The sequence below is a fragment of the Shewanella sp. 8A genome (genome assembly GCF_023475945.1).
GTDB classification, from domain to species: domain Bacteria; phylum Pseudomonadota; class Gammaproteobacteria; order Enterobacterales; family Shewanellaceae; genus Shewanella; species Shewanella xiamenensis.
The window spans coordinates 1-22,308 of sequence record NZ_JAMDJP010000043.1 but is presented as its reverse complement, the minus strand read 5'-3'; the positions used below and the strand labels follow the sequence as shown (position 1 = coordinate 22,308).

Genomic DNA, 22,308 nt, shown 5'->3' with positions numbered 1-22,308 from the left:
GTTCTCGAATTTAGCGAATGATGCTTATTTCAGCACGCTGGCTAACTGTTCACTCACAGCCGCAACCGACTGAGTACCATCAAATTTATGGTATTGAGTGTGACCCGCCGCAGCCACTTTGCCATAGTATTCAACCAATGGCTTAGTTTGTTCGTGGTAAATGCCTAAACGCTTACGCACTGTGGCTTCTTCGTCATCTGGACGAATAGCTAAGTCTTCGCCAGTCACATCGTCTTTGCCTTCCACTTTAGGTGGATTGAATACCACGTGGTAAACACGGCCAGAACCTGGGTGAACGCGACGGCCGCTCATACGCTTAACGATTTCTTCGTCTGGCACATCGATTTCAATCACGTGATCAATGCTGATACCGTTTGCCGCCATCGCATCCGCTTGCGGGATAGTGCGTGGGAAACCGTCTAACAGGAAACCTTTAGCACAGTCGTCCTGTGCGATACGCTCTTTAACCAGTCCAATGATCAGATCATCAGAAACCAGTTGGCCTGCATCCATCACTTTCTTCGCTTCTAAACCCAGCGGAGTACCGGCTTTAACAGCTGCACGTAACATATCGCCAGTAGAAATTTGTGGGATACCATACTGTTCCATAATGAACTGGGCCTGGGTACCTTTACCGGCACCTGGGGCGCCCAATAGGATAATGCGCATCTCAAGAGTCCTCTTTTTCGCATTGATATTCTTCTTAGGGCGGCGATCTTCGCACATCTGACCGCCATTGAGAAGGCTTTTAGCTTCGACTTTAGCCTCAGAAACCGCAAATAAATCGCAGTTTTGTGGCAAATTTTATCCTTAGTAGAGCAAGGTATACAGCTTGCGACGGTACTGGTTAGCAAGACTATTACCTTGACCAAGGGCTGTTAAAATCTCCATAAATACTTGTTTTATTTTGCCATTTTCAGCATTCAAGTCTTTAGATAACACACCGTATAAATGCGCAAGTGCTTCTTCATCGCGGTGAGCCGAATGCAAGGCTTTACAAAGTTCGAGTAATAACACTAAATCTTGCGGATTATGCTCAAACTTCTGCTGTAAATCACGAATTTCAGGCGTGTCTGCCGCATCCAAGGCAAGAGTTAATTTCGCCTTTAAGCTCTGGTAATAACTGTCTTGATCGGCAAGGCCAATCTGTTCGAGTAAAGTCTGCGCTTGAGCCAGTTCACCCTGCATCAAATACACATCGGCGAGCACCAAACTCACCTCAGCAGCATGATTTGAGGCGCTATAGGCGTCTTTCAGCAACACGGCCGCAGTGGTTAAATCCTCCGCCGATACTTGGCTTAAGGCTAACAGGGCTTTGGCTTGCTCAAGTTGCAATTGCCATAAGGGTGGCAAGTGTTTCTCCAGCATAGCGCTCACCTGCGCCGCCTCCTGCATGCCCGCAAAGCCATCGATTGGTTGACCCTTATCGAGCACTAAAGTGGTCGGCAGTGCTTGAATGCGGAAATAGTTCGCGATTTCCAGCTCAGTTTCACAGTTCACTTTCGCCAGCACAAAACGGCCAGCATGCTGGGTGGCAAGTTGCTCGAGTGTTTGCACCATGGCAACACTCTGCGGCTGTGGCTGGGCCCAAAACACCATCACCACCAGTTGCTGCATTGAAGCATCAACCACTTGCTGAATATTGTCTTTCGTTAGATCGAGGATATTGTCCATGGTTTTCCTTCCTCCCAAACTGGCACCTCTACGGGGAAATGCCCTAGGGTAATGCGACTCTTGGTGCCTAAAAGTGAATCGGGGCACTTGTGTCTCGACCCAAGTGCCCCGAATGTGTTACTTCAGGCTTGCCAATAACATTTGGTTCATCAGCTTAATAAAGGCCGATGGGTCAGCTAGGCTGCCCTTCTCCGACAATTGCGCCTGTTGCAATAACAGATTCGACCAATCGGCAAAGGCGGCTTCATCCTGAAGATCATTAAGGCGCGACACTAATGGGTGCGCAGGGTTGATCTCAAACGTCGGCTTGACCTCTGGCACTGGCTGGCCGGCAGCCTGCATCAGTTTGATCATTTGGGTCGACATTTCACCTTCACCCGTGACCACACAGGCTGGGGTATCGGTTAAGCGTGAAGTCACCTTCACATCGGCCACGCTAGCGCCTAATGCCGCTTTAATGCGTTCAATCAGTGGTGCAGACTCTTCAGCGAGTTTCTCCTGCGCTTCCTTCTCGGCCGCATCTTCCAGCTCACCTAATTCCAGCTCGCCACGGGTGACTGAGTGCAATTGTTTTTCTTTGTACTCAGTTAAGTGGTTGATTAACCACTCGTCGATACGTTCTGACATCAGCAACACTTCAATGCCTTTTTTACGCAGCAGTTCTAAGTGTGGGCTGTTGGCGGCCGCTTCGTGGCTGTCGGCAACGATGTAGTAAATCTTGGTTTGGCCTTCCTTCATGCGGCTAATATAGTCATCGAGTGACACAGTTGGCGCCGCGCTGCCTGTATGGGTAGACGCAAAGCGCAGTAAGCCTGCAATACGCTCACGGTTCGCAAAGTCTTCCGCTGGACCTTCTTTCAACACTTGACCAAATTCGGCCCAGAATTTTTGGTATTTTTCCGCATCGTCTTTTGCCAGTTTTTCCAACATACCCAGCACACGCTTAGTGATACCGGTGCGCATCGCTTTGGTGATGTGGTTGTCCTGCAAAATCTCGCGGGACACGTTCAGCGGCAGATCGTTTGAGTCAATCAAACCCTGCACAAAGCGCAGGTAAGATGGCATAAACTGCTCAGCGTCATCCATAATAAACACGCGCTGAACAAAGAGTTTCAGGCCATGCTTACGGTCGCGGTTCCACAGATCCCACGGCGCTTTTGATGGGATATATAACAGGTTAGTGTATTCCTGTTTACCTTCAACGCGGTTATGACTCCACAGCAGAGCGTCTGTGTAGTCGTGGGAAATATGCTTATAAAATTCTTGGTATTCTTCGTCAGTGATCTCAGACTTATTACGCATCCACAGCGCAGTCGCCTTGTTCATGACTTTCCAATAGCCTTCGGTTGCAGGAATTTTTTCACCGTCTGGGCCATCGCGCTCAGGGGTGCCTTCCTGCCACATTTCTACTGGGATTGAAATATGGTCTGAGTATTTAGTGATGATGGAGCGTAGGCGCCACTCATCGGCAAACTCTTTCTCTTCATCACGCAGGTGCAGGGTGATCTCAGTACCACGGCTCGCCTTGGTGATAGTTTCAACGGTGAAGCTACCCTCACCTTCCGATTCCCACAATACGGCTTCATCGGCCTTATGACCTGCCGCGCGGGTACGAACGGTGACTTTTTTCGCTACGATAAAGGCGGAATAGAAGCCCACACCGAATTGACCGATTAGCTGCGAATCCTTTGAGGCTTCGCCAGAGAGGTTTTTAAAGAATTCAGCGGTGCCCGATTTGGCGATCGTACCTAAATGCTCAATCACGCCATCGCGGGTCATACCCACGCCGTTGTCTTCGATGGTGACAGTGCCTTTTTCTTTGTCTGCGCTGATACGCACACGTAGCTCACCGTCACCTTCGTATAACGCGTCGTTGGTTAACGCAAGGTAACGCAGCTTATCGGCCGCATCCGCAGCGTTAGAGACCAGTTCACGCAAGAAAATTTCTTTGTTGGAATACAAAGAATGGATCATCAAATGCAACAGCTGTTTGACTTCAGTTTGAAAACCATGAGTTTCTTGTTGTGACATGAAATTTTCCTTATTTGTTACGCAATTTGGTTAAAGCAAACGCTCAGTGCTTTATAAAATGGGGCTGCAAATCCACTTTTCAAGGGGGGAGATAAAATCACAGATCAAATGGCGAAAAATAAGGCAGTATCAAACCGAAATTACGCTATCCCTATGTCAGAATTAAGAAAGGAATGTTAGACCTAGACACGCTAGGGCGTGTTCGCTAAACAAATACAGCCATAAAATAAAAACCCGCGAGCACAGGGCCAGCGGGTTTATTCTTTAGGCCATCACAGGCTACAGCGGGATACGCCCATTGAAGGACAGCGCTAAGGTGGTGCTGTCGACATATTCCAGCTCACCACCCACGGGCACACCGTGGGCGATGCGGCTGATCAGCACCTTGTGGCGCCTTGCCATATCGGCGATAAAGTGGGCTGTGGCCTCACCTTCAACCGTTGGATTGGTCGCTAAAATCAGCTCAGCAACATCGCCAGAGGCTAAGTGACGCTCTAATAGCGCCAAGCCTAACTCTTCAGGCCCCACGCCATCGAGGGGGGATAAATGGCCCAGCAAAACAAAATAGCGACCCGTAAAATGTCCACCTGCTTCAATGGCTAACACATCGGCTGGCGTTTCGACCACACAAATTGTCGAAGACGAGCCGCGCTTATGGCTAGCACAAATCGGACATAACGTTTCTTCAGTGTAGGTTCGGCAAGACTGACAATGACCGATATCACTCATGGCACTCGACAGGGCAGAGGCTAATTTAAGCCCAGCTTTCCTGTCTCGCTCAAGTAATTGAAACGCCATACGTTGCGCCGATTTAGGCCCAACCCCTGGTAAACAACGTAGGGACTGAATTAACTCGTCTAGCAGTGGACTAAATTTCATTGTCTATCTCAATTAAAATGGCATTTTCATGCCTGGTGGTAATTGCATACCGCCAGTCACTTCGGCCATTTTAGCTTTTTGATTCTCTTCGATGCGACGTGCTGCATCGTTACAGGCTGCCGCGATCAAATCTTCCAACATTTCTTTGTCGTCTTCCATCAAGCTTGGGTCGATTTCGACTTTACGCACTGTGTGTGCGCCTGTCATGGTCACTTTAACCAGACCTGCACCTGACTCACCGACCATTTCCATGCGGGCAATTTCTTCCTGCATTTTTGCCATTTTTTCTTGCATCATCTGGGCTTGTTTCATCAGATTGCCCATACCGCCTTTTCCAAACATAGTCATTTCTCTTCTATTAGGGTTAGTCGCAAGCTTTTAAGCTGGCTAATCTTACTGAAATAAATGGGATTGGCAATCAATGCCGCGATCCCATCGATAAACTTATGATCTTGATAGCGCGTTTTTAACAAACTCTGCCATTCCACGCAGCATATACATAGAGGAAATATTACTCGGGCTCAGGTAACGCAGGAATAAGCCCGCTGCGCTGATTTAACAGTTCAGGCGGATAGAGCAAGCTATCCTTCTCAAGCTCAGCCCCAAAGCGGTTAATCAGCCATTGCACATTGTCATCCATTATTAGCGACTGCTGCGCCTGTTGCAGTAACTCTTGGTGAAAACGTTTGCGCATCTCTAAGGGCGTCTCCCGTGTAGGATCGGTTCCTATGACCACCTCAACCTGCCTTGGGTTCCCAAGAGCTGCGGTTAAGGCTTGCTCGAGCTGCTCAATGGCCACCTGCGCCGCCAAGTGTTTCTGATCGGGTTTTAACAGTAATGGCAAGGGGTTAGCCTGCTGCTGACAAATCGAATTGACCGCTAACTGACGCACACGTCCACCAATATCGAGGCTCGCCATGAGCTTATACCAATGCAAATCGAGCGGATGACCGGTAATCGATTGCGCCAGTGCTAATGCGGTGGATGACGTTGGTTGTACTGTCTCATTTGGCTGTGACTGCACCGAATCTTGTGGCTGAGGCGGCTGCGGCGCGGTATTCATCTCAGGGCTTTGCACAGCTGGCTCGCTCTTTTGTACAGGCTCTTGTTCTAGCACTTGCCCAAACGGTGTCGCTTCGCTATTCGTTGGTGATATTTGAGCGGCGACGTTCGCAGCGCCTAACTCATCAACAGTTGTTTGTAGCACAACAGCGGTTTCACGCTGTAGGTTAGCACTTGCATCCGACGCATTAGCATCATCCATCCCAACGACGGGCGCCTCTTCCCATGGTGGGCGATCGTTCGGATCTAGCTGCTGAGTTAGCGTGACATTTGATTGTGACTCAAGATGAAGCTCGGCCTCGAAATCATCGTCAAAGGGCAGCTCAAAGTCGTTATCGGACGTGTTACTAACCACTTGATGCTTGGTAGATGCATCAACTGAAGGCATTTTATGCGATGGCGAGTGAGAGACTGGCGCGGTATGCGCACTCTGGCTCGGAGTTTTAAGCTTAACTTCCGCTGCCGACTTTTTTCCATCACCTTCCTTGGTGCTGAGCGCATCAAGATCGGATAACAAGGAGTCACGCGCCGCTAATACCGCCGATAAAATATCGTCATCCTCAAGGGACACGGTAGTAGTTGACGCTGGAGGTGTTGAAGCCTGAGAGGTTGTTGAAGCTAAGCTTTCGCCAATAGACTGAGCACTGTCGCGATTAAGCGAACTATCTTCCATGCCAGAGAATCCGCCCTGCTCCTCAGCCATAAATTGTGAGTAATCATCCTGATAGGCATCGAGCGGCGCGGCGGCATAATCGTATTGTCCGTAATCCTCAGCGGAATATTCGTCTGGCGCTAGCGCATCTGTACTCTGATTAACACTCGCTTGAGTATTTTCCTCGATATCATCATAAGATAAGTCAACTGCTGCTGTTAATTTCGAGGGAGAATACTTCTGGTCAACACTAGCGGTATCCACTGTTGCAGCTTGATTATGCTCAGTATCAAGATTCGATGCCGGCATAGAAACTGAGCTCGACTCAGCGCTTAAGTCAGGGCTTGCGTCAGTTTTTGAGTTAGGGCTTGATTCTGAAATTAAGACGGCCTCAGTACTCGATGCCGCACTTGCACCAAAGCCTTGGCTTTGAGCTTGGCTTAAGATCACTTGCTGCTCGGCAATTAATGCGGCATTCAGTTCAGCCCCATCATCAATCGCATCATCGACAGCTAACATATCCTCAGCAGATAAGGTTTGTTGCGCAGCTGTAGCGTTCTCACTCTTAGCCATAGGCTCAGTCGTTGCTACTTGTGGCAGAGCCTGTGAGTCACACTCAGCAGTTAGTGGAGTTTTTTTTTCAGCTACAGCCTGATTAACGGTCTGTTCTACCGCTGGCATATTTGATACGGGCGTCGCAGACATTGGCTGCTGAGCTGGCAAACTCACCTTTGCAGTTTCTTCAACCTGCCAACGTTTTACTGGCTTTTCGGGAACAAATGCCACCGCTCGCAGCAGCGCCATTTCAAGGCCCGATTTAGGATCCGGCGCATGGGGTAAGTCTTTACGGCCAGTAAGTAAAATTTGGTAATACAGCTGCACTTGTTCAGGCGCTAACTGCTCGGCAAAGGCCTGAATTTGCGCGCTGTAAAGGGATTGCTGTGCGGCGGCTGGCGCAAATTGTGTCAAGGTAATCTGATGCAGTAATTCCAGTAAACTGCGCAGCACTTCTTGGGCGTCCGCGCCATAGGCGAGCACCTGGGCGCAGCTTTGCATCAATACGCCAATATCGGCATCGGTTAAGGCTTTAAGTAAGCCCAGCACATGCTGCTCATCGATGCTGCCCAGCATAGATTGCACTTGGTTGAGCATTACCGTGCCGCCACCGAAGGCGATGGCCTGATCGGTCAAGCTTAAAGCATCACGCATGCTGCCATTGGCCGCTTTGGCGAGCAGAGTTAGGGCTTCGAGCTCAAAGGGCAATTGCTCTTGGGTTAAAATATGCTGTAGCTGAGTGCCAATTTCCTGCTGGGTTAAACTCTTTAAATTAAATTGCAAACAGCGGGATAACACAGTCACCGGCAGCTTTTGCGGATCGGTGGTCGCCAGCAAAAACTTCACATGCTCTGGCGGTTCTTCAAGGGTTTTTAGCAGCGCATTAAAACTGCTGCGGGAAAGCATGTGTACTTCGTCGATCAGATAAACCTTAAAACGGCCTCGGGTCGGACGATATTGCACATTATCTAAGAGTTCACGAGTGTCATCGACTTTGGTACGCGAGGCGGCATCGACTTCAATTAAGTCAACAAAACGGCCTTGGGCAATTTCGACACAGCTGCCACACACACCACAGGGGGAAGCCGTTACGCCCTTCTCACAGTTAAGACCTTTGGCAAAGAGACGCGCCAAACTGGTCTTGCCCACACCGCGCGTGCCAGTAAAAAGATACGCATGGTGTAAACGTTGCTGGGTTAACGCATTGGTTAATGCGTGCAACACATGACTTTGGCCGACCATCTGTTCGAATGTGGCAGGGCGCCATTTTCTGGCTAACACCTGATATGACATGGAACTCCCCAATGTGCATGACAAGAATATTGGTACAAAAAAGGGGATCGCGCCCCGAGATAGTTGCAAGATAACATGTCAATTAACGACATGCCATTAAACTATCCCTAGGCGCCTTTGGCTGAAGAATTATTCGCCTTCAAACTCACAAAGTTTAACCAACTCAAGACCTAAGGCCGTTAAGCGGGCTTCGCCACCGAGATCGGGTAATGAAATCACAAAAGCCGCATCTTGCACTTCACCGCCCAGTTGGCGGATAAGTTTGACTGTGGCTTCGATAGTGCCGCCAGTGGCCAGCAAATCGTCAACCACCAATACTTTGTCATTCGCGGTAATCGCATCGGTATGGATTTCAAGGCTATCGTGGCCATATTCCAGCTCATAGCTTTGGCTAATGGTCGCGCGTGGCAACTTACCAGGCTTACGTACAGGCACAAAACCAATGCCTAATTCCAGTGCTAAAGGCGCACCAAACAAGAAACCACGGGCTTCGGTGCCCACAATCTTGGTAAAGCCTTTGTTGCGGTAATGCTCAACTAATAAATCAATAGTCGCTTTATAGGCTGCAGCATTTTCCAGCAGACTGGTCACATCGCGAAATAGAATCCCTTCCTTAGGATAATTAGGAATGGTTTTAATGCTTTGCTTTATCAAGGATAAGGTTTCTGTATTCATAGCCATTTAATTTAACTTAATCGTTTCGCCACGCTTATTGCTGGCAGTAAAAACAAAACGTCCACAGCGAGTGTGGACGAGCTTTAATAATTCGCACAAAGCTTATGCCGCTTTGGTTTGAGTTGCAACTAGCAGCGTATTCAAGTGACGAATTGGTTATCAATTTGTGCCTTAGATCAAATGTGCTTAGGATTCGATTTCAGGAATCGTTTTCAGATACCAGAGAAGCCCGATTGCCATGGTTAACAGCAACAGTTTTACCCATAGGATTGGCACAACAAGAATACTGACACTAAAACTGAGGCCAGAGAGTAGCATAGCCCTGCGCTTAAGGCCTGGGCGCATGGCTCGGTGCTCTTGCCACTGGGTGAGCGCATCGGCAAACCAAGGATGTGTCATTAACCACTGATGTAAGCGAGTGCTTGAACGGGCGAAGCAAAAAGCGGCGAGTAAAATAAACGGCACCGTCGGTAACAGTGGCACGATAATACCTAGCAGTCCAAGGCCCAGCGCAAGGCAGCCTATCAATAAAAACAAACCGCGTTTCAATATCATAGCGTGTAAATAATCATAGTTTGTAAATAATCATAGTGTGTAAATGCCTCGAACCTCAAAAACAAAAGCCACTCTCAGAGTGGCCAGTAGTATACTCAATTTGAGATTAAAACCTGCTTAAATTAAGCCTAATTGCTTTAACCAAGTCAGGCTTGCTGGTAGTGTCGGCAACAGTAAGACTAAAATAAAACCAATAAAATACATAACGTTAAATGGGTCTTTAAATGGCTGACTGCTCATTACAGCTCCTCAAATGTGTGCGTAGATAAGTGCGCGGGAATCATACAGTGATTGAGATCACAAAACGGGCGTCATTGTAGCGGTTTGCCACACCAACAAAAACCCTTTTTCTGTATGGTTATTACAATTATTTTGCGTACTTAAGCACCATGTCTTTCTATGTTCCGCGTACGATACCTTTAGCGGTTAGTTGCTCGAGTAACTGTAAACAACCTTGAGTTAAGGTCTCTGTTAACATTTGCGGATAAGTCGACACCAACCATTGAATCAATTCATCAAAGGTGCTCTGCCCCTTTTCGGCTAAATAACCCAGTACTTGTGCGCTTAAAGGTGTTAATTGCAAAAAGCCTACCTCACCTGCCTCATCCTGATATAGGCAAAAAAACACTGGCTGCGGCAGAGGATCTTCTGGGCGATAATCTTGCCGTATTTGCTGCACTGGATACTGGTATTGCGCCACGGTTGCCGTTGCGGCTAAACATAGATTTTGATGCGTAATTCCCTCTTTACCAATCAGGACTTGGCGGCTATCTTGCTGCGCAGTTGCCACCCGTAGTTCAAGCCATTCATAGTGCGCAAGTTCCAGCATAAAGGGCGGGTCAATGTCTACTGGACAATATTGAAACTGCAGGAACTGTAAAAACTCCCCAGCAATATCGATAAAAATCGGTGATTTACAATCATGTCGACTAAAAAAAGCCTGCACTAAGGTTTGCCACTGCGCATCAGTGTATAAGCTTTTGAGTACGGGGAAGGCATTAGAAACAAAACCCATCACATTATTAAAAAATAGCTCTCGGTAAACCTGCATCCGCTCAATGGGTACACCGATCGGCACGGAATTGTTAGGATCACGAATATAATCGATAAAGGATTGCTGTACTTGCTTAAAATCCATTAGGCAATCCTCTTCGCTAGATTTTTTTTGGCCTGAGCTTGGTAAGTATGAATTTGATTAATTTCATCCAATAAATGCGCTGTTGCCGGCAGATTAAAGTCACGCTCGAGCAAGGTGGGTAATACGCCATGTTTGGCATAGCAACTATCTAGGAGCGCCCATACAGGGGCGTTGATATCGCTGCCGTGGGTATCAATCAATAATTCTTCTGATTCTTTAAAATGTCCTGCGATATGCAAGTAGGCAATCCGCTCAGTTGGCATCGCCTTTAAAAATGCCGCCGCATCATATTGATGATTTATCGAGTTAACATAAATATTATTCACATCTAGCAGGAGTTTGCAGTCGGCTTCTTCTAGCACTGCCGTCAAAAACGCCAGCTCAGTCATCTGCGCACTGGGCGCCGCATAAAAGGAGACATTTTCCAAAATAAGCGGTCGTTCTAAAATATCTTCAACTTGCTTAACTCGCCGAGCGACATGCTTAACGGCGGCCTCGGTAAAAGGAATTGGCATCAGATCGTATAAATGGCCAGCTCCTGAGCAATAACTTAAATGCTCTGAATAGACATCAATTTGATGTAAGTCCATAAAAGCTTTGATACGGCGAACAAACTCAAGATCCAACGGCTCAGGGCTACCGATTGAGAGCGACAGACCATGGCAAAAAAAGGTATGTTTTTCAGTTAATTGTCTAAATTGTTTACCGTATTTTCCACCTAGCGTCATCCAGTTTTCAGGGGCAACCTCTAAAAAATCGATAGCACTCGGCAGCGATTGGCAAAATTCACTGAGCATTTCACGCCGTAACCCTAATCCAACTAATCCACGATCTTGCATTGCTTTAACCCCTTTAATTTGGATGCTGCTAAACAAAGGCCAGCATAGGCTGGCCATGTGCTAGGGCAGTACCTCACTAAGTACAACTGAACTTATTTGACTTCCTTTTTTACGGCTTCAGTTTTAGCGTCAACTTTTTCAGCGGCTTTCTTCATATCAGCACCGCATTTACCCTCACCACATTTGCCTTCATGAGCTTTGTCTGCGGCTTTTTTCATATCGGCGCCACATTTTGCTTCACCACACTTACCTTCGTGAGCTTTGTCTGCAGCCGCTTTTTTCATATCGGCGCCACATTTTGCTTCACCGCATTTACCTTCTTTAGCTTTTTCTGCAGCCGCTTTTTTCATATCTGCACCGCATTTACCCTCACCACACTTACCTTCAGAACCAACGAGTTGATATCCTGATTCCATGGTTTCAAAACCAAATAAATTTGTTTGCGCGTTAACAGTAAACGCTGAACCAACCACCACTGTACCTAATGCCACTGCAACCGCGGTTTGCTTAACTGATTTCATATTCTTGCTTCCTTTTATTGATTAATGGTGACCAACAATAGGGTTATCGTTGGCTTACTGCAAAAGACCTGCACCGCTTTAGTTTCATTTCAAAAAATATCACCAAATCACAGAAATTATCAAAATATGCTGATAGGAAGCTGAATTTGGCCAATTAAATAGCCATAAATAGTTATCATAGTTGCCAAGCCTCTCTGCGCACTTTGTAACAGCAAGCCAATAGGATAGAATGCACGCCCTTTGTTTCTCTATATGGGTTTGTAGCAGTGCGGGTAATTTTGGCTCCGATGGAAGGCGTGGTTGATGACTTAATGCGAGATATTTTGTCGTCGATTAACCCTTACGATTTGCTTGTCACCGAATTTGTGCGCGTCGTTGACCAACTATTACCTGAAAAGGTCTTTCTTAAACTCTGTCCAGAGCTACTGAGCGGTGGCTATACGCCATCGGGTACCCCAGTCCGCGTACAGCTTTTAGGCCAAGAACCTCATTGCATGGCCGAAAATGCCATGCGCGCAATTGAGCTTGGCTCCCACGGCGTCGATGCAAACTTTGGCTGTCCTGCCAAGATGGTCAATCGCAGTAATGGCGGCGCGGTGTTGCTGCAATACCCTAATACCATTCATGATATTGTGCGCGCCATGCGCCAAGCAGTGCCCGCTGAGCATCCGGTGACAGCCAAGATCCGTTTAGGCTACGAAGATAAATCCCTGTTTATGGAAAATGCGCTGGCCGTTTATGAAGCGGGCGCAACTGAGCTTGCTATCCATGCCCGCAGTAAAGTTGATGGTTACAAACCACCCGCTTATTGGGAATACATCACCGAAGTGCGCAAACGTTTGCCAATACCGGTAATTGCCAACGGTGAGATTTGGAATAGTGACGACGCTAAACGTTGTATGGAAGTGACGGGGTGCGACAGTATCATGATTGGCCGAGGCGCGATCTCGCTCCCCAATCTTGCAGACACCATAAAAACCGGTGCTACGCCCTACAGTTGGGCTGACACGTTACAATTAATGCTCAGTTATACCCAAAGGGAGCTTAGTGGCCGTAAGAGTGATTATTATCCAGCGCGCATTAAGCAGTGGTTTAGTTATCTCAATCGCCAATATCCCGAGGCAGATACCCTATTTCGGGAACTTAGGATCTATAAAACTACTGAAGACATTGTGCGTGTGCTAGAACAAGCGCAACAACATCTTAGCCAGTAACCCCATACAAAAGTGGTGGTTTTTTATGTTAACCACCACGTTACCCCTAAAAATCGTACAGATACTTGATCTTTATCATAGTCGTTGGTAGTGGAACTATTAGACTGAATGCCCAGAGTCAGATAAAACAGGCGATTTTACGTGAGCACCACCCATATCAGACAAGAATTGTCAGAGCTTGAAGCTAATCTAAGGAAGGAAATCGGCGCGCTCCCTCAGTTTATTGAAATACTTGGGACGCATTGTGCCAACCTCAGCCTAGGGGAACTCATCGACCGACTGGCACAGAGCCACCTTGCCGATCACCCGCTATTTTGTCGTTTAAACCGCCTCGATGCCGCATTCTGCCAACTCGACTTAGGTCTTTATGGCCTTTGTTCCGATTGCGAAACTGAAATCGAAGCTGAACGTTTAATGCAAGATCCTACCGAACAACGTTGCAGTTGCTGCGCTGAGCATTATCAGCATGAGCATCGTCATGAACTGCGCCTGAGTCATTAAGCAGCGTCTCTATATTCCACAAGCAAAAAAACCTCCGCAAGCGGAGGTTTGAGTTATCCAGGGAGAAGGATAACTTAAAACTTCTGGTTAATTCTCAAATAGTAAGTACGGCCCAACACATCATACAGTCCAACGTTTACATCACGGTAATCAGCATAGGTATAAAAGTTTGGTGCATCGGCATCAAACACATTACTCACCCCAACCGTGATTGAACCATTGTAAGCATGGTTATAGGCAAACTGGATGTTGTGTTTAAAGTAGTTTGAATAATCGACGTAAACATCGGTTTCTTCTAACTGATTGTAGTAATCAGCCGATTGACGACCAATATACACTACGGTCCAGGCCGCAGAAAAATCGTCATATTTCCAGCTGGTTGCAAAATTACCACGCCAATCAGGCGAATCAGTAAGCCCGGCATAATCAATCATTTCTGATTCGGCATTATCTTGCTTTTTAAAATCCAAAACATGGGTTAAATCGAGTCTGAAGTTAAAATCACCGATCCCCGTTTCTAGGTTATAAGCTGTGACAAAATCAATACCTGACGTTTCAACCGTCGCTAAGTTGCGCACACCCGCTTCAATATATTCAATCTTGCCATCGGAACCACGGTGAACATAAGGTGATGAACCATTTTTAATTTCATCACGCAGTATGTCGTTCACACTTATCGACTCAATTTTATTCTCGTAGGCAATCGAAAAGTAGGATAATTCGATATTCCAATTATCAGTAGCATTCCACACGCCACCTAACGTCAATGAGTTACCCTCCTCAGCCTCAAGGTCGGGATTACCACCATACCAAGTTTTGTGTTGATTACTGGTCGCACAATAAACCGCATCCACATTACCTGGCTCATTACACCAAAGCGAATCGACGGCTTTTTCAAAACTTAAAGATTGTGAAGAGAACATTTCACCCATATTGGGTGCTCGGAAGGAGTCACCGTAACTGGCACGCAGTAACAAACTATCCACGGGGCGCCAACTAATACCAAATTTAGGCACTACGGCATCAAAGGTTGATGAATTAACTACTTGCCCTTGGGCACCAGTGAGCGATCCTTCCTGTTCATAGCGCTCGTACCGAACGGCGGCCGATAACTCAACATTCGCGGGTAAGCCAACTTGGAATTCTAAATAAGCTGCACTTCGATCACGGGTTGCATCCACATCATCGCCACCCGAGCCACCTGAGATAATGCCCGAAGCAGACTCTGGATCACTGGTTTGCTTAAACTTAATCATTTCATATTCAAGCCCACCGACCATAGCAACAGAGACATCGCCATTATCAACAAGCAGCGTTGAAGCCAGTCCATCAATTTGAGTGCTTTCAAACTTACCTTGATACACGCCCGTATGAGCCGCCTTACGATACAGCTCAGTCATCTGCTGGTTCCACTGCTCATAACTCATGCCCGTGGTATTAAAAATATCGTACTGTTCAGAATCTATTCCTTGCTGAACTATCTCATCATTAATTAAATTGTAATTAAATGAATTCGTGGTTGAGCGGGAATGCTGTGCATTTAATTCCCAATCAATGCCATTGCCTAAATCCAGCGTACCAATAAAACCACCGAGAATATCGACATTATTGGTCTCAGTTAAGGTATCACGCTCGCCAATTTGGGCAGAGCGCATATAAAGTGTCATATCTTCCCCAACGGGATTGAATTTATTATCAGCACTCATTACTGGATAATTTGTTGATACAGGTGTCCCTGCGTAACGCGTTTCAGTTTCAGCTAACGAGGCCGATGCACGACCGCGAAATTGAATACCGTCAGTAATTTCATAGGTAAAATTGGATAAAAAGGAATTACGGGTCTGATCACCAAATAATTTAGTCACTCTACCTGAATCATATAAACAGCGGCCATTATTATTTCCATCAGTTTTATCGACGGTATTTTCAGTTTGGTCACAAATATCTGAATTGCTATACCAACTGCCGTTACCTGTGCCATATTTACCATTGGGCACAGAGCTTAAGCCACTGTAGGTTGCGTAACTCGGATCGTCCATATTCCAAGTATCACGATCCATGACGGCTTTGGTATCATAGTATTCATAGGTTAAGGTAATATTGCCTTTATCCGTATTATAACCTGTTGCAATGGATAAACGATTAGCATCACCGCCTTCAACACTAGGCTGCTCTGTACTGTAATCTAATTGCAAGCCATCAAATTCTTTTTTGGTAATAATGTTGATCACACCCGCAACAGCATCTGAACCATAAACAGCAGAGGCGCCATCGCGTAGGATTTCAATGCGCTCGACTATCGCCATTGGAATTGAGGATGTGTCTGCAACAGAGCCCGAGCTTGAACTCGTACCAGGCATACGGCGGCCATCGAGCAACACCAGCGTAGCAGACGAGCCTAGTCCGCGAAGATTAACATTACTTGTTGAGCTAGCACCTGAACCATATCCAGAAATCCCTCGCCATGAACCAAAGCTATTGATTGCCGAGTTATTCAAAACATCAGCAACGGTTTTTTCGCCCGTCATCGCAATATCAGCCGCATTAATCACAGTGACAGGAGAAACGGTTTCCATATCCACCTGTTTAATACGTGATCCAGTGACTTCAATACGTTCAACTTTGGTATTTTCTTCTGCCGCAATCGTTATTCCAGATAATAAAACACTAGCAGAACCCATAGTGATTAGACTAGCGCGCACAGCTCTAGCTGCTAACGTTAGATGATGCATATATCTCTCCTTGAGGCTTAAATGAATAAACCCGTCTTGTTGTTATTTTAGTTAATTTTCAAGTTCCCTTGACGTATCAATACTGTTAATCAAAACGAATATCGACAACAACAAATAACAACAAAAAAACAAATTGATACATACACAGCAAATAAATCTTGAGTTTAAAACGTACAAAATTCAACCCAAACATAGCGTTAAAGGTCTTTAAGCAAATTTAAGCGATTATTGATAAACTGATACAAATAGAATCAATTGAACATCTAGCGTTACGAAATATCAATCCACTCAATTTAATATACATAGTTAGCAAAATGTATCGCTTTATTTTATGGTGATTTTAGGCTGTATCTAACGGATGGAAAAATAAACGAGCAAAATAAAAATGCCACTCAAATTGAGTGGCATTTTATTAACCGCTGTAGATTACTTAGCAGTAATCTTACAACCTTCTACACTTTCAGAGTTTTCATACACAATGTCACCTACTGGATTATAATCAGCTGCAACAATGGATTGTTTCTCTTTCAGGAAGGAATAAAGTAAATCGGCGTCTACATAACCTGTCTGGATTGGGCTCGCCAGTTTAGGATAACCGTCACCACCTGCAGCGTTAAAGCTAGGTACAGTGAATTTGTAGTTTGCTGTAGCGCTGAACTCTTTACCATTGATTTCATGGACTGTTGCTTTTTTAGCCACGCAGTCAATGGTCATCTTCACGCCGGTAATTTGCGCATAACCACCAGAACCAATTTGTAAACTACCCACAGCCCCTAAATAATCAGCAGCCGCCGCACCAGTCATTTCGTTTAAGGTTACCATGTTGCCGAAAGGTTGAACGGTGAGTACATCACGGTAAGTAATGTTGCCCGCTTTAATAGAAGCGCGCACACCACCAGAGTTCATCACGCCAAAATCAGCAGACACTTTAGCACTTTGTGCCATGGCTAACATACGGCCTAAGTTGGTTTGTTTGTTACGTACGTTTGCACGCTCACCATCAAGCAGCGCATCGGTAGTCGCAATCACTTCGTCTAACTTAGCTTGACCTTTCTCTTGATAGTAAGAAAGCAGCTCTTTTAACTCTGTATCAGGCTCAATCTTTTCACCAACGAGTACTTTTTTCTTGTTACCCGCTTCATCAGTGACTTCTTTAACTAAGTTCACTGGCACTAATTTATAGCTGGCTAAGTGAAGTTCACCATTAAAGTATTCAAAGTCCGCACGACCGACATACTTACCCCATTCGTGGGCTTGCATGATCCAAGTGCCATTTTGTTGATCTGGCGCGCAGGCATCGCCCGGTTTGAATGCTGCATAGGCCTTATTACCTGGCTCCATACAGACGGGGTTTTGTGAATGACCACCAATCACCACTTGAAGTTCGCCTTCCTTAAGTGAACGGGCTAACGCCACATCACCAGGGGCATTGCTACCATTTTGGCCATCTGCGTAGTGACCCATATGCGTCACAGCAAAAATGATGTCTGCCGACTTAGCATCTTTGATTTCTTTGATGACTTTGGCAACTTCAGTCTTTGGATCTCTGAACTCTAATTCACTAATGTATTCAGGGTTACCGATCTTAGCAGTATCTTCAGTGGTTAGACCGATAACAGCTATTTTGACACCATTAACATCAAATATTTTATAGGCATCGAAATAGCGAGTACCATCAGTCTTATAAATGTTAGCCGCTAACATAGGGAATTCAGCAAGACTACGTTGCATGTCCACAATGGATAATGGATTATCAAACTCATGGTTACCGACCGCCATTGCGTCGTAACCAATTTTGTTCATACCGGTAAAGTCAGGAATCGCATCTTGTAAATCGGATTCAGGCACACCAGTGTTAATATCACCACCAGAAAGCAACAATGTTTGACCACCTTTCTTGCTGACTTCAGCACGAATTTGATCAACCAAAGTTTTCTGAGCAGCTAAACCATATTCACCATCTTTGTTTTCCCAAAAACGGCCATGGTTATCGTTTGTATGTAATACCGTAAATGTTTTACAGGCAGCACCCGCTTCGGCGCAAGTTGTTGGAACTTTGTCATCATCACTATTACAACCTGCTAACGCAGCAAGCACAGCAGTGGCAATTAATCCTTTAATAAGCTTATTTGTCATTACATCAACCCCTTGATTTTAATTATTTTATCATAGATAGATTGTGCGAGTACCATCAACTCTCGCGTCACGCATAATATCAAAGAATAAAGATGAATTGTGTCATTTTTATTAATAAACGTGACTTTAATGTGGGATTTTTGGCGAGTTTTAATACAGTTTTGTTTCAAATAAAAAATAAGCTAATCGACTTATTTTCACTTTTCGAATTTAATGACAATTAAAAATATAATTGTAAATTTTAATGCTTTAATTTAAGTAGCTTACAGAAGTTTCGCAGACAGCCGCATTGTTCTTTATAAAAAACATCAAGCGGCAAAAAATTGTTTACCGCATGATGATTTTATAAGCATTTAGATTTAACTACATTTCAAAACGCTGTTGTAACCAAGCACTAATCGCTTTTAATTGCACAGGAATAACTGAATGTGGCATCGGATAGGTTTGCCATTGCACCGGATATCCACCGGCAATTAATGCCTCTTTTGCCAACAATCCGGCTGATAACGGAACGACATCATCCTGCTCGCCATGCTGCTGCAAAATCGGCGTGTCAGCATTGGCTACAGTTAGTTGGCTTGGCAATACATCACCCGTTGGCAAATAGCAGGATAACGCCATAATACCGGCAAGTTTTTGAGGATAGCGTAATCCGGTAAACAGACTCATCACTCCGCCTTGGCTAAATCCCGCCAGCACAATGCGCTCACTAGGAATACCTGCGGCAATCTGTTCATCAATCAGCGCCTGAACGCTTAATTCTGATGCCATCACGCCCTGCATATCCGCTCTATCATGCAAGTCCATACTTTTAATGTCATACCAAGCACGCATAATATAACCACCATTGATGGTGACCGCCTGCTCAGGTGCATGGGGAAAAATAAAGCGAATACTGTGATCCGCTGGCAACCCTAGCGCAGGTACAACGGGGGCAAAACCAGCACCAGAATCGCCTAACCCATGAAGCCAGACCACAACTGCGGTCGCCTCAACTTGGGGTTCAATCACAATACGTTCGAGCGTCATACTGATAAATCCTTTCTAAATCAAATTGAAAACTAAGGTTAAACGTCAAGCACATTTGGCGATAATCAAGTGTGCTTACAAATAATCAATCCCGAGGAGTGCTTGTAACGCATCGAGCTGTTCCGCGTTATCTAATTTCATGCTCCAACGCACGCCGCCACCATTGGCGATGATCATTGGAGGGTCAAGCCTAAGGCTAATATCTTCGGCACTCGCTTGAAGCACAACATTGGCCACGCTTAATCTGATCTGTACTTCAAACTCTGTTGCTATCAGCTTACCCTGTGAAAAATCCAGTACCATAGTTGTCCTGTTGTAGCTATAAGACATTGTGAACACGCGTCATGATAACAAAGTTATATCGCTGGGATGTACTTTTACATACCCGATAACCTCTATGAGCCAAGTCGCTTTGCATCCCCCTGCAAGAGTTAAATAGCACACTCTGGCGTGCGTTTTCGTAAAAGAGTAACCTTTCCTCAACGTCAACCTCATCCCAAATTAAGTTTGATTACATTTTAGTGTCAGCTAAATAGCCCCAAACCTACTGAGTTCGAGTAAACTCACGCCCCAACGAATACAGTCGCCCGCGGCGATCGCGTTTTACACCATACAAGAATCACAACACTGGGTGGTTATATGTTTTTATCCCGTCGTACCTTCATTAGCAGCGCCCTGTTGCTACTGCTGCCATTAGTACAATATGCCAATGCAACCAATAGCTTACCTAATAGTAATGTTGCTAGCGTCGCCTCCAGCCAATTGCATACTGCCACCGATGAACTGACCTTTGCCAATTACCAACAAGTAAGTATTCGCCACATTGAACTCGCATTAAATGTGGATTTTGAGCTGCAACAACTTTCGGGCAACGCCATTCTCGAGCTAAATTGGCATAAAGCAGGCAAGATGCTGGTGTTAGATACCCGTGACCTGACGATTAACAGTGTCAGCATGTTAAATGCAAACGGCCAATGGCAATCCGTGCCCTTTAGTTTAGGTGCGACCGATAAGGTCAAAGGTGCAGCGCTCACCATCAATCTGCCTCAAGAGCGAGTCGCTAAGATCAAAGTTAATTACCATACATCCAAGAATCCATCAGGCATTCAATGGCTGACTCCAGAGCAAACCCAAGGTAAGCAATGGCCATTTATGTTTAGCCAGAGCCAAGCCATCCATGCCAGGAGCTGGATCCCGCTGCAAGATACGCCCGCAGTGCGCCAAACCTACAGCGCCACAGTCACAGCCAAGCAAGGCATTAGCGTCGTGATGAGTGCCGACCGAGAGAGCGTGTCTGCAACTCAAACCCAATTCACTATGCCGCAGGCAATTCCTGCTTACTTGATTGCCATTGCTGCGGGACACCTGCAATTTGCCGCCTTAGACGACACCTCAGGCATTTGGGCCGAGCCCGAAATGCTTGCCAAGGCCAGCAAAGAATTTGCCGATACGCCGGAGATGATCGCCATCGCCGCCAAACGTTACGGCGATTACCGCTGGGGTCGATACGATTTACTGATCCTCCCGCCCAGCTTCCCCTTCGGCGGGATGGAAAATCCGCGATTATCTTTTATTACTCCCACAGTCATCGCGGGAGATAAAAGCTTAGTGAGTTTAATTGCCCACGAGCTGGCCCATTCTTGGGCGGGCAATTTAGTCACTAACGCCACCTGGCGCGATCTCTGGCTCAACGAAGGTTTTACCACCTATGTGGAAAACCGCATTATGGAAGATCTCTATGGCCGCGACCGTGCATTGATGGAGCAAACCATTGGTTACTCTGAACTATTGGCAGAATTAGCCGAGCTGCCCGCAGGCGACACCGTACTGCATATTGACTTAGGTGAGCGCGATCCCGACGATGCCTTTAGCGGCGTGCCCTATGTCAAAGGACAATTATTCCTGCGTTTCCTTGAGCAAAAGTTCGGCCGTGAACGCTTCGATAACTTTGTCAAAAGTTACTTTGATCATTTTGCGTTTCAAAGCATTACCACGGAGCAGTTCCGCAATTACCTCACGCAGCAGTTATTGCAAAAATATCCCAATATCGTCAGCGAGTCCGAAGTGGATACTTGGGTGGAGGGACAAGGTTTACCTAGCTTTTTAGTGCCCCCCAACTCACACGCCTTCGATGATATCGATGCCCAGCGCCAAGCATGGTTAGAAGGCAAGCGTGCCGCCAGCGCCCTAAACACTCAGGGCTGGACTGTGCATCAATGGCTACGCTTTATTAATGAAATGCCAAGACTAAATCTCACTGAGCAACAATTAGCCGAGTTAGATAAGGCCTTTCATTTAACTGGCACCCACAATAATGAAATCGCCTTTGCTTGGTATGCCCTCGCCCTCGATAACGGATACTACAGCGTGTTACCCGCATTAAAACAGCACTTAACTGAGATCGGCAGGCGCAGGCTGATTGTGCCCTTGTACCAAAAACTGGCGAGCAGCGAGCACTATGACTGGGCTAAAGCCGTCTACCTTGCGGCGCGCAGCGGCTACCATCCACAGACTCAAGCCAGTTTAGATATGATGTTTAGCAATACCCCGATTGAGCACGAGCATTAACCGCAAGTGAAGATTGATCTGGAGTGTGAAAACTAAGAATTAGCCTATTGCAAGTCAATTCATCGCAGTAAGCGCGGTAAAGAGCGGTTTGAGGTGAATTTACCGTCACGAAATGAGGTTAAAGCAGAATTCAAATAATAACCCAGTAAAGAATCCACCTTCTGAAGAAGGTGGCTTTGTTTTAACCCCCTAAAAGGGGGCCTTTATTCAAGAGCAAGTTGACCCTGCTCTTGCCGCTCTACTTTCTCTTGATG

General features: G+C 46.1%; 19 protein-coding genes. 3 read left to right on the top strand and 16 right to left on the bottom strand.

All coding sequences use genetic code 11. From position 1 onward, the window contains the following. Positions 1–24: 24 nt before the first annotated feature. The 12 genes from adk to M0413_RS20740 all read right to left on the bottom strand — a co-directional run bounded on the left by adk (position 25) and on the right by M0413_RS20740 (position 11,874). The gene (gene adk, locus M0413_RS20790; protein ID WP_037417813.1) at positions 25–669 is read right to left on the bottom strand and encodes an adenylate kinase; all 645 of its coding nucleotides are present in this window, start codon (positions 667–669) and stop codon (positions 25–27) included. Between the two features lie 141 nt (positions 670–810). Beyond that, entirely contained in the window at positions 811–1,674 is an 864-nt protein-coding gene (locus tag M0413_RS20785; RefSeq protein ID WP_099458221.1) for a co-chaperone YbbN, read from the bottom strand. A gap of 117 nt (positions 1,675–1,791) precedes the next feature. Continuing rightward, positions 1,792–3,705 carry a molecular chaperone HtpG gene (gene htpG / locus M0413_RS20780; RefSeq protein WP_037425271.1) on the bottom strand — a complete coding sequence of 638 codons (1,914 nt, stop codon included), beginning with the start codon at positions 3,703–3,705 and terminating at the stop codon, positions 1,792–1,794. Between the two features lie 279 nt (positions 3,706–3,984). Further along, positions 3,985–4,584, bottom strand: a complete 600-nt coding sequence (recR, locus tag M0413_RS20775) for a recombination mediator RecR (RefSeq protein WP_055647120.1) — start codon at positions 4,582–4,584, stop codon at positions 3,985–3,987. A gap of 12 nt (positions 4,585–4,596) precedes the next feature. Next, positions 4,597–4,926 carry a YbaB/EbfC family nucleoid-associated protein gene (locus M0413_RS20770; RefSeq protein WP_007648738.1) on the bottom strand — a complete coding sequence of 110 codons (330 nt, stop codon included), beginning with the start codon at positions 4,924–4,926 and terminating at the stop codon, positions 4,597–4,599. Between the two features lie 169 nt (positions 4,927–5,095). Next, entirely contained in the window at positions 5,096–8,146 is a 3,051-nt protein-coding gene (gene dnaX, locus M0413_RS20765; RefSeq protein WP_249555507.1) for a DNA polymerase III subunit gamma/tau, read from the bottom strand. A 129-nt stretch (positions 8,147–8,275) separates the two neighbouring features. Further along, entirely contained in the window at positions 8,276–8,827 is a 552-nt protein-coding gene (apt, locus tag M0413_RS20760; RefSeq protein WP_023265726.1) for an adenine phosphoribosyltransferase, read from the bottom strand. 180 nt (positions 8,828–9,007) lie between these two features. After that, positions 9,008–9,376 carry a YbaN family protein gene (locus M0413_RS20755; protein WP_055647117.1) on the bottom strand — a complete coding sequence of 123 codons (369 nt, stop codon included), beginning with the start codon at positions 9,374–9,376 and terminating at the stop codon, positions 9,008–9,010. 117 nt (positions 9,377–9,493) lie between these two features. Next, positions 9,494–9,616: a hypothetical protein gene (locus tag M0413_RS22985; RefSeq protein ID WP_011072094.1), complete on the bottom strand. Its 123-nt coding sequence runs from the start codon at positions 9,614–9,616 to the stop codon at positions 9,494–9,496. Positions 9,617–9,773: 157 nt separating this feature from the next. Further along, positions 9,774–10,514 carry an HvfC family RiPP maturation protein gene (locus tag M0413_RS20750; RefSeq protein ID WP_249555505.1) on the bottom strand — a complete coding sequence of 247 codons (741 nt, stop codon included), beginning with the start codon at positions 10,512–10,514 and terminating at the stop codon, positions 9,774–9,776. Next, a complete protein-coding gene (locus tag M0413_RS20745; RefSeq protein WP_249555503.1) occupies positions 10,514–11,353 on the bottom strand; it encodes an HvfB family MNIO-type RiPP peptide maturase in 840 nt (279 codons plus the stop codon). The genes M0413_RS20750 and M0413_RS20745 overlap by 1 nt, the downstream gene beginning before the upstream one ends. Before the next feature lie 92 nt (positions 11,354–11,445). Then, the gene (locus M0413_RS20740; RefSeq protein ID WP_037417772.1) at positions 11,446–11,874 is read right to left on the bottom strand and encodes an HvfA family oxazolone/thioamide-modified RiPP metallophore; all 429 of its coding nucleotides are present in this window, start codon (positions 11,872–11,874) and stop codon (positions 11,446–11,448) included. 266 nt (positions 11,875–12,140) lie between these two features. On the opposite strand from M0413_RS20740, the gene M0413_RS20735 reads away from it, so the two are divergent. Next, a complete protein-coding gene (locus M0413_RS20735; protein ID WP_037425279.1) occupies positions 12,141–13,088 on the top strand; it encodes a tRNA-dihydrouridine synthase in 948 nt (315 codons plus the stop codon). A gap of 141 nt (positions 13,089–13,229) precedes the next feature. Continuing rightward, positions 13,230–13,589 (top strand): TraR/DksA C4-type zinc finger protein, encoded by a 360-nt coding sequence (locus M0413_RS20730; RefSeq protein WP_037417804.1) that lies wholly within the window; start codon positions 13,230–13,232, stop codon positions 13,587–13,589. 74 nt (positions 13,590–13,663) lie between these two features. Here the strand turns inward: M0413_RS20730 and M0413_RS20725 are convergent, their stop codons facing one another. The 4 genes from M0413_RS20725 to M0413_RS20710 form a co-directional block, all read right to left on the bottom strand. Continuing rightward, positions 13,664–16,321, bottom strand: a complete 2,658-nt coding sequence (locus tag M0413_RS20725) for a TonB-dependent receptor (RefSeq protein WP_249555501.1) — start codon at positions 16,319–16,321, stop codon at positions 13,664–13,666. Between the two features lie 426 nt (positions 16,322–16,747). Beyond that, the gene (ushA, locus tag M0413_RS20720) at positions 16,748–18,457 is read right to left on the bottom strand and encodes a bifunctional UDP-sugar hydrolase/5'-nucleotidase UshA (protein WP_069454797.1); all 1,710 of its coding nucleotides are present in this window, start codon (positions 18,455–18,457) and stop codon (positions 16,748–16,750) included. A gap of 363 nt (positions 18,458–18,820) precedes the next feature. Then, positions 18,821–19,486, bottom strand: coding sequence for an alpha/beta hydrolase (locus M0413_RS20715; protein WP_139122647.1), 666 nt, complete (start codon positions 19,484–19,486; stop codon positions 18,821–18,823). Positions 19,487–19,561: 75 nt separating this feature from the next. After that, on the bottom strand, positions 19,562–19,789 hold the full coding sequence (locus M0413_RS20710; protein WP_037425292.1) for a DUF3389 domain-containing protein: 228 nt from the start codon (positions 19,787–19,789) through the stop codon (positions 19,562–19,564). A gap of 336 nt (positions 19,790–20,125) precedes the next feature. Between M0413_RS20710 and M0413_RS20705 the strand changes: the two genes are divergently transcribed. Continuing rightward, on the top strand, positions 20,126–22,054 hold the full coding sequence (locus M0413_RS20705; protein WP_249555499.1) for a M1 family metallopeptidase: 1,929 nt from the start codon (positions 20,126–20,128) through the stop codon (positions 22,052–22,054). The last annotated feature ends 254 nt before the right edge of the window (positions 22,055–22,308 follow it).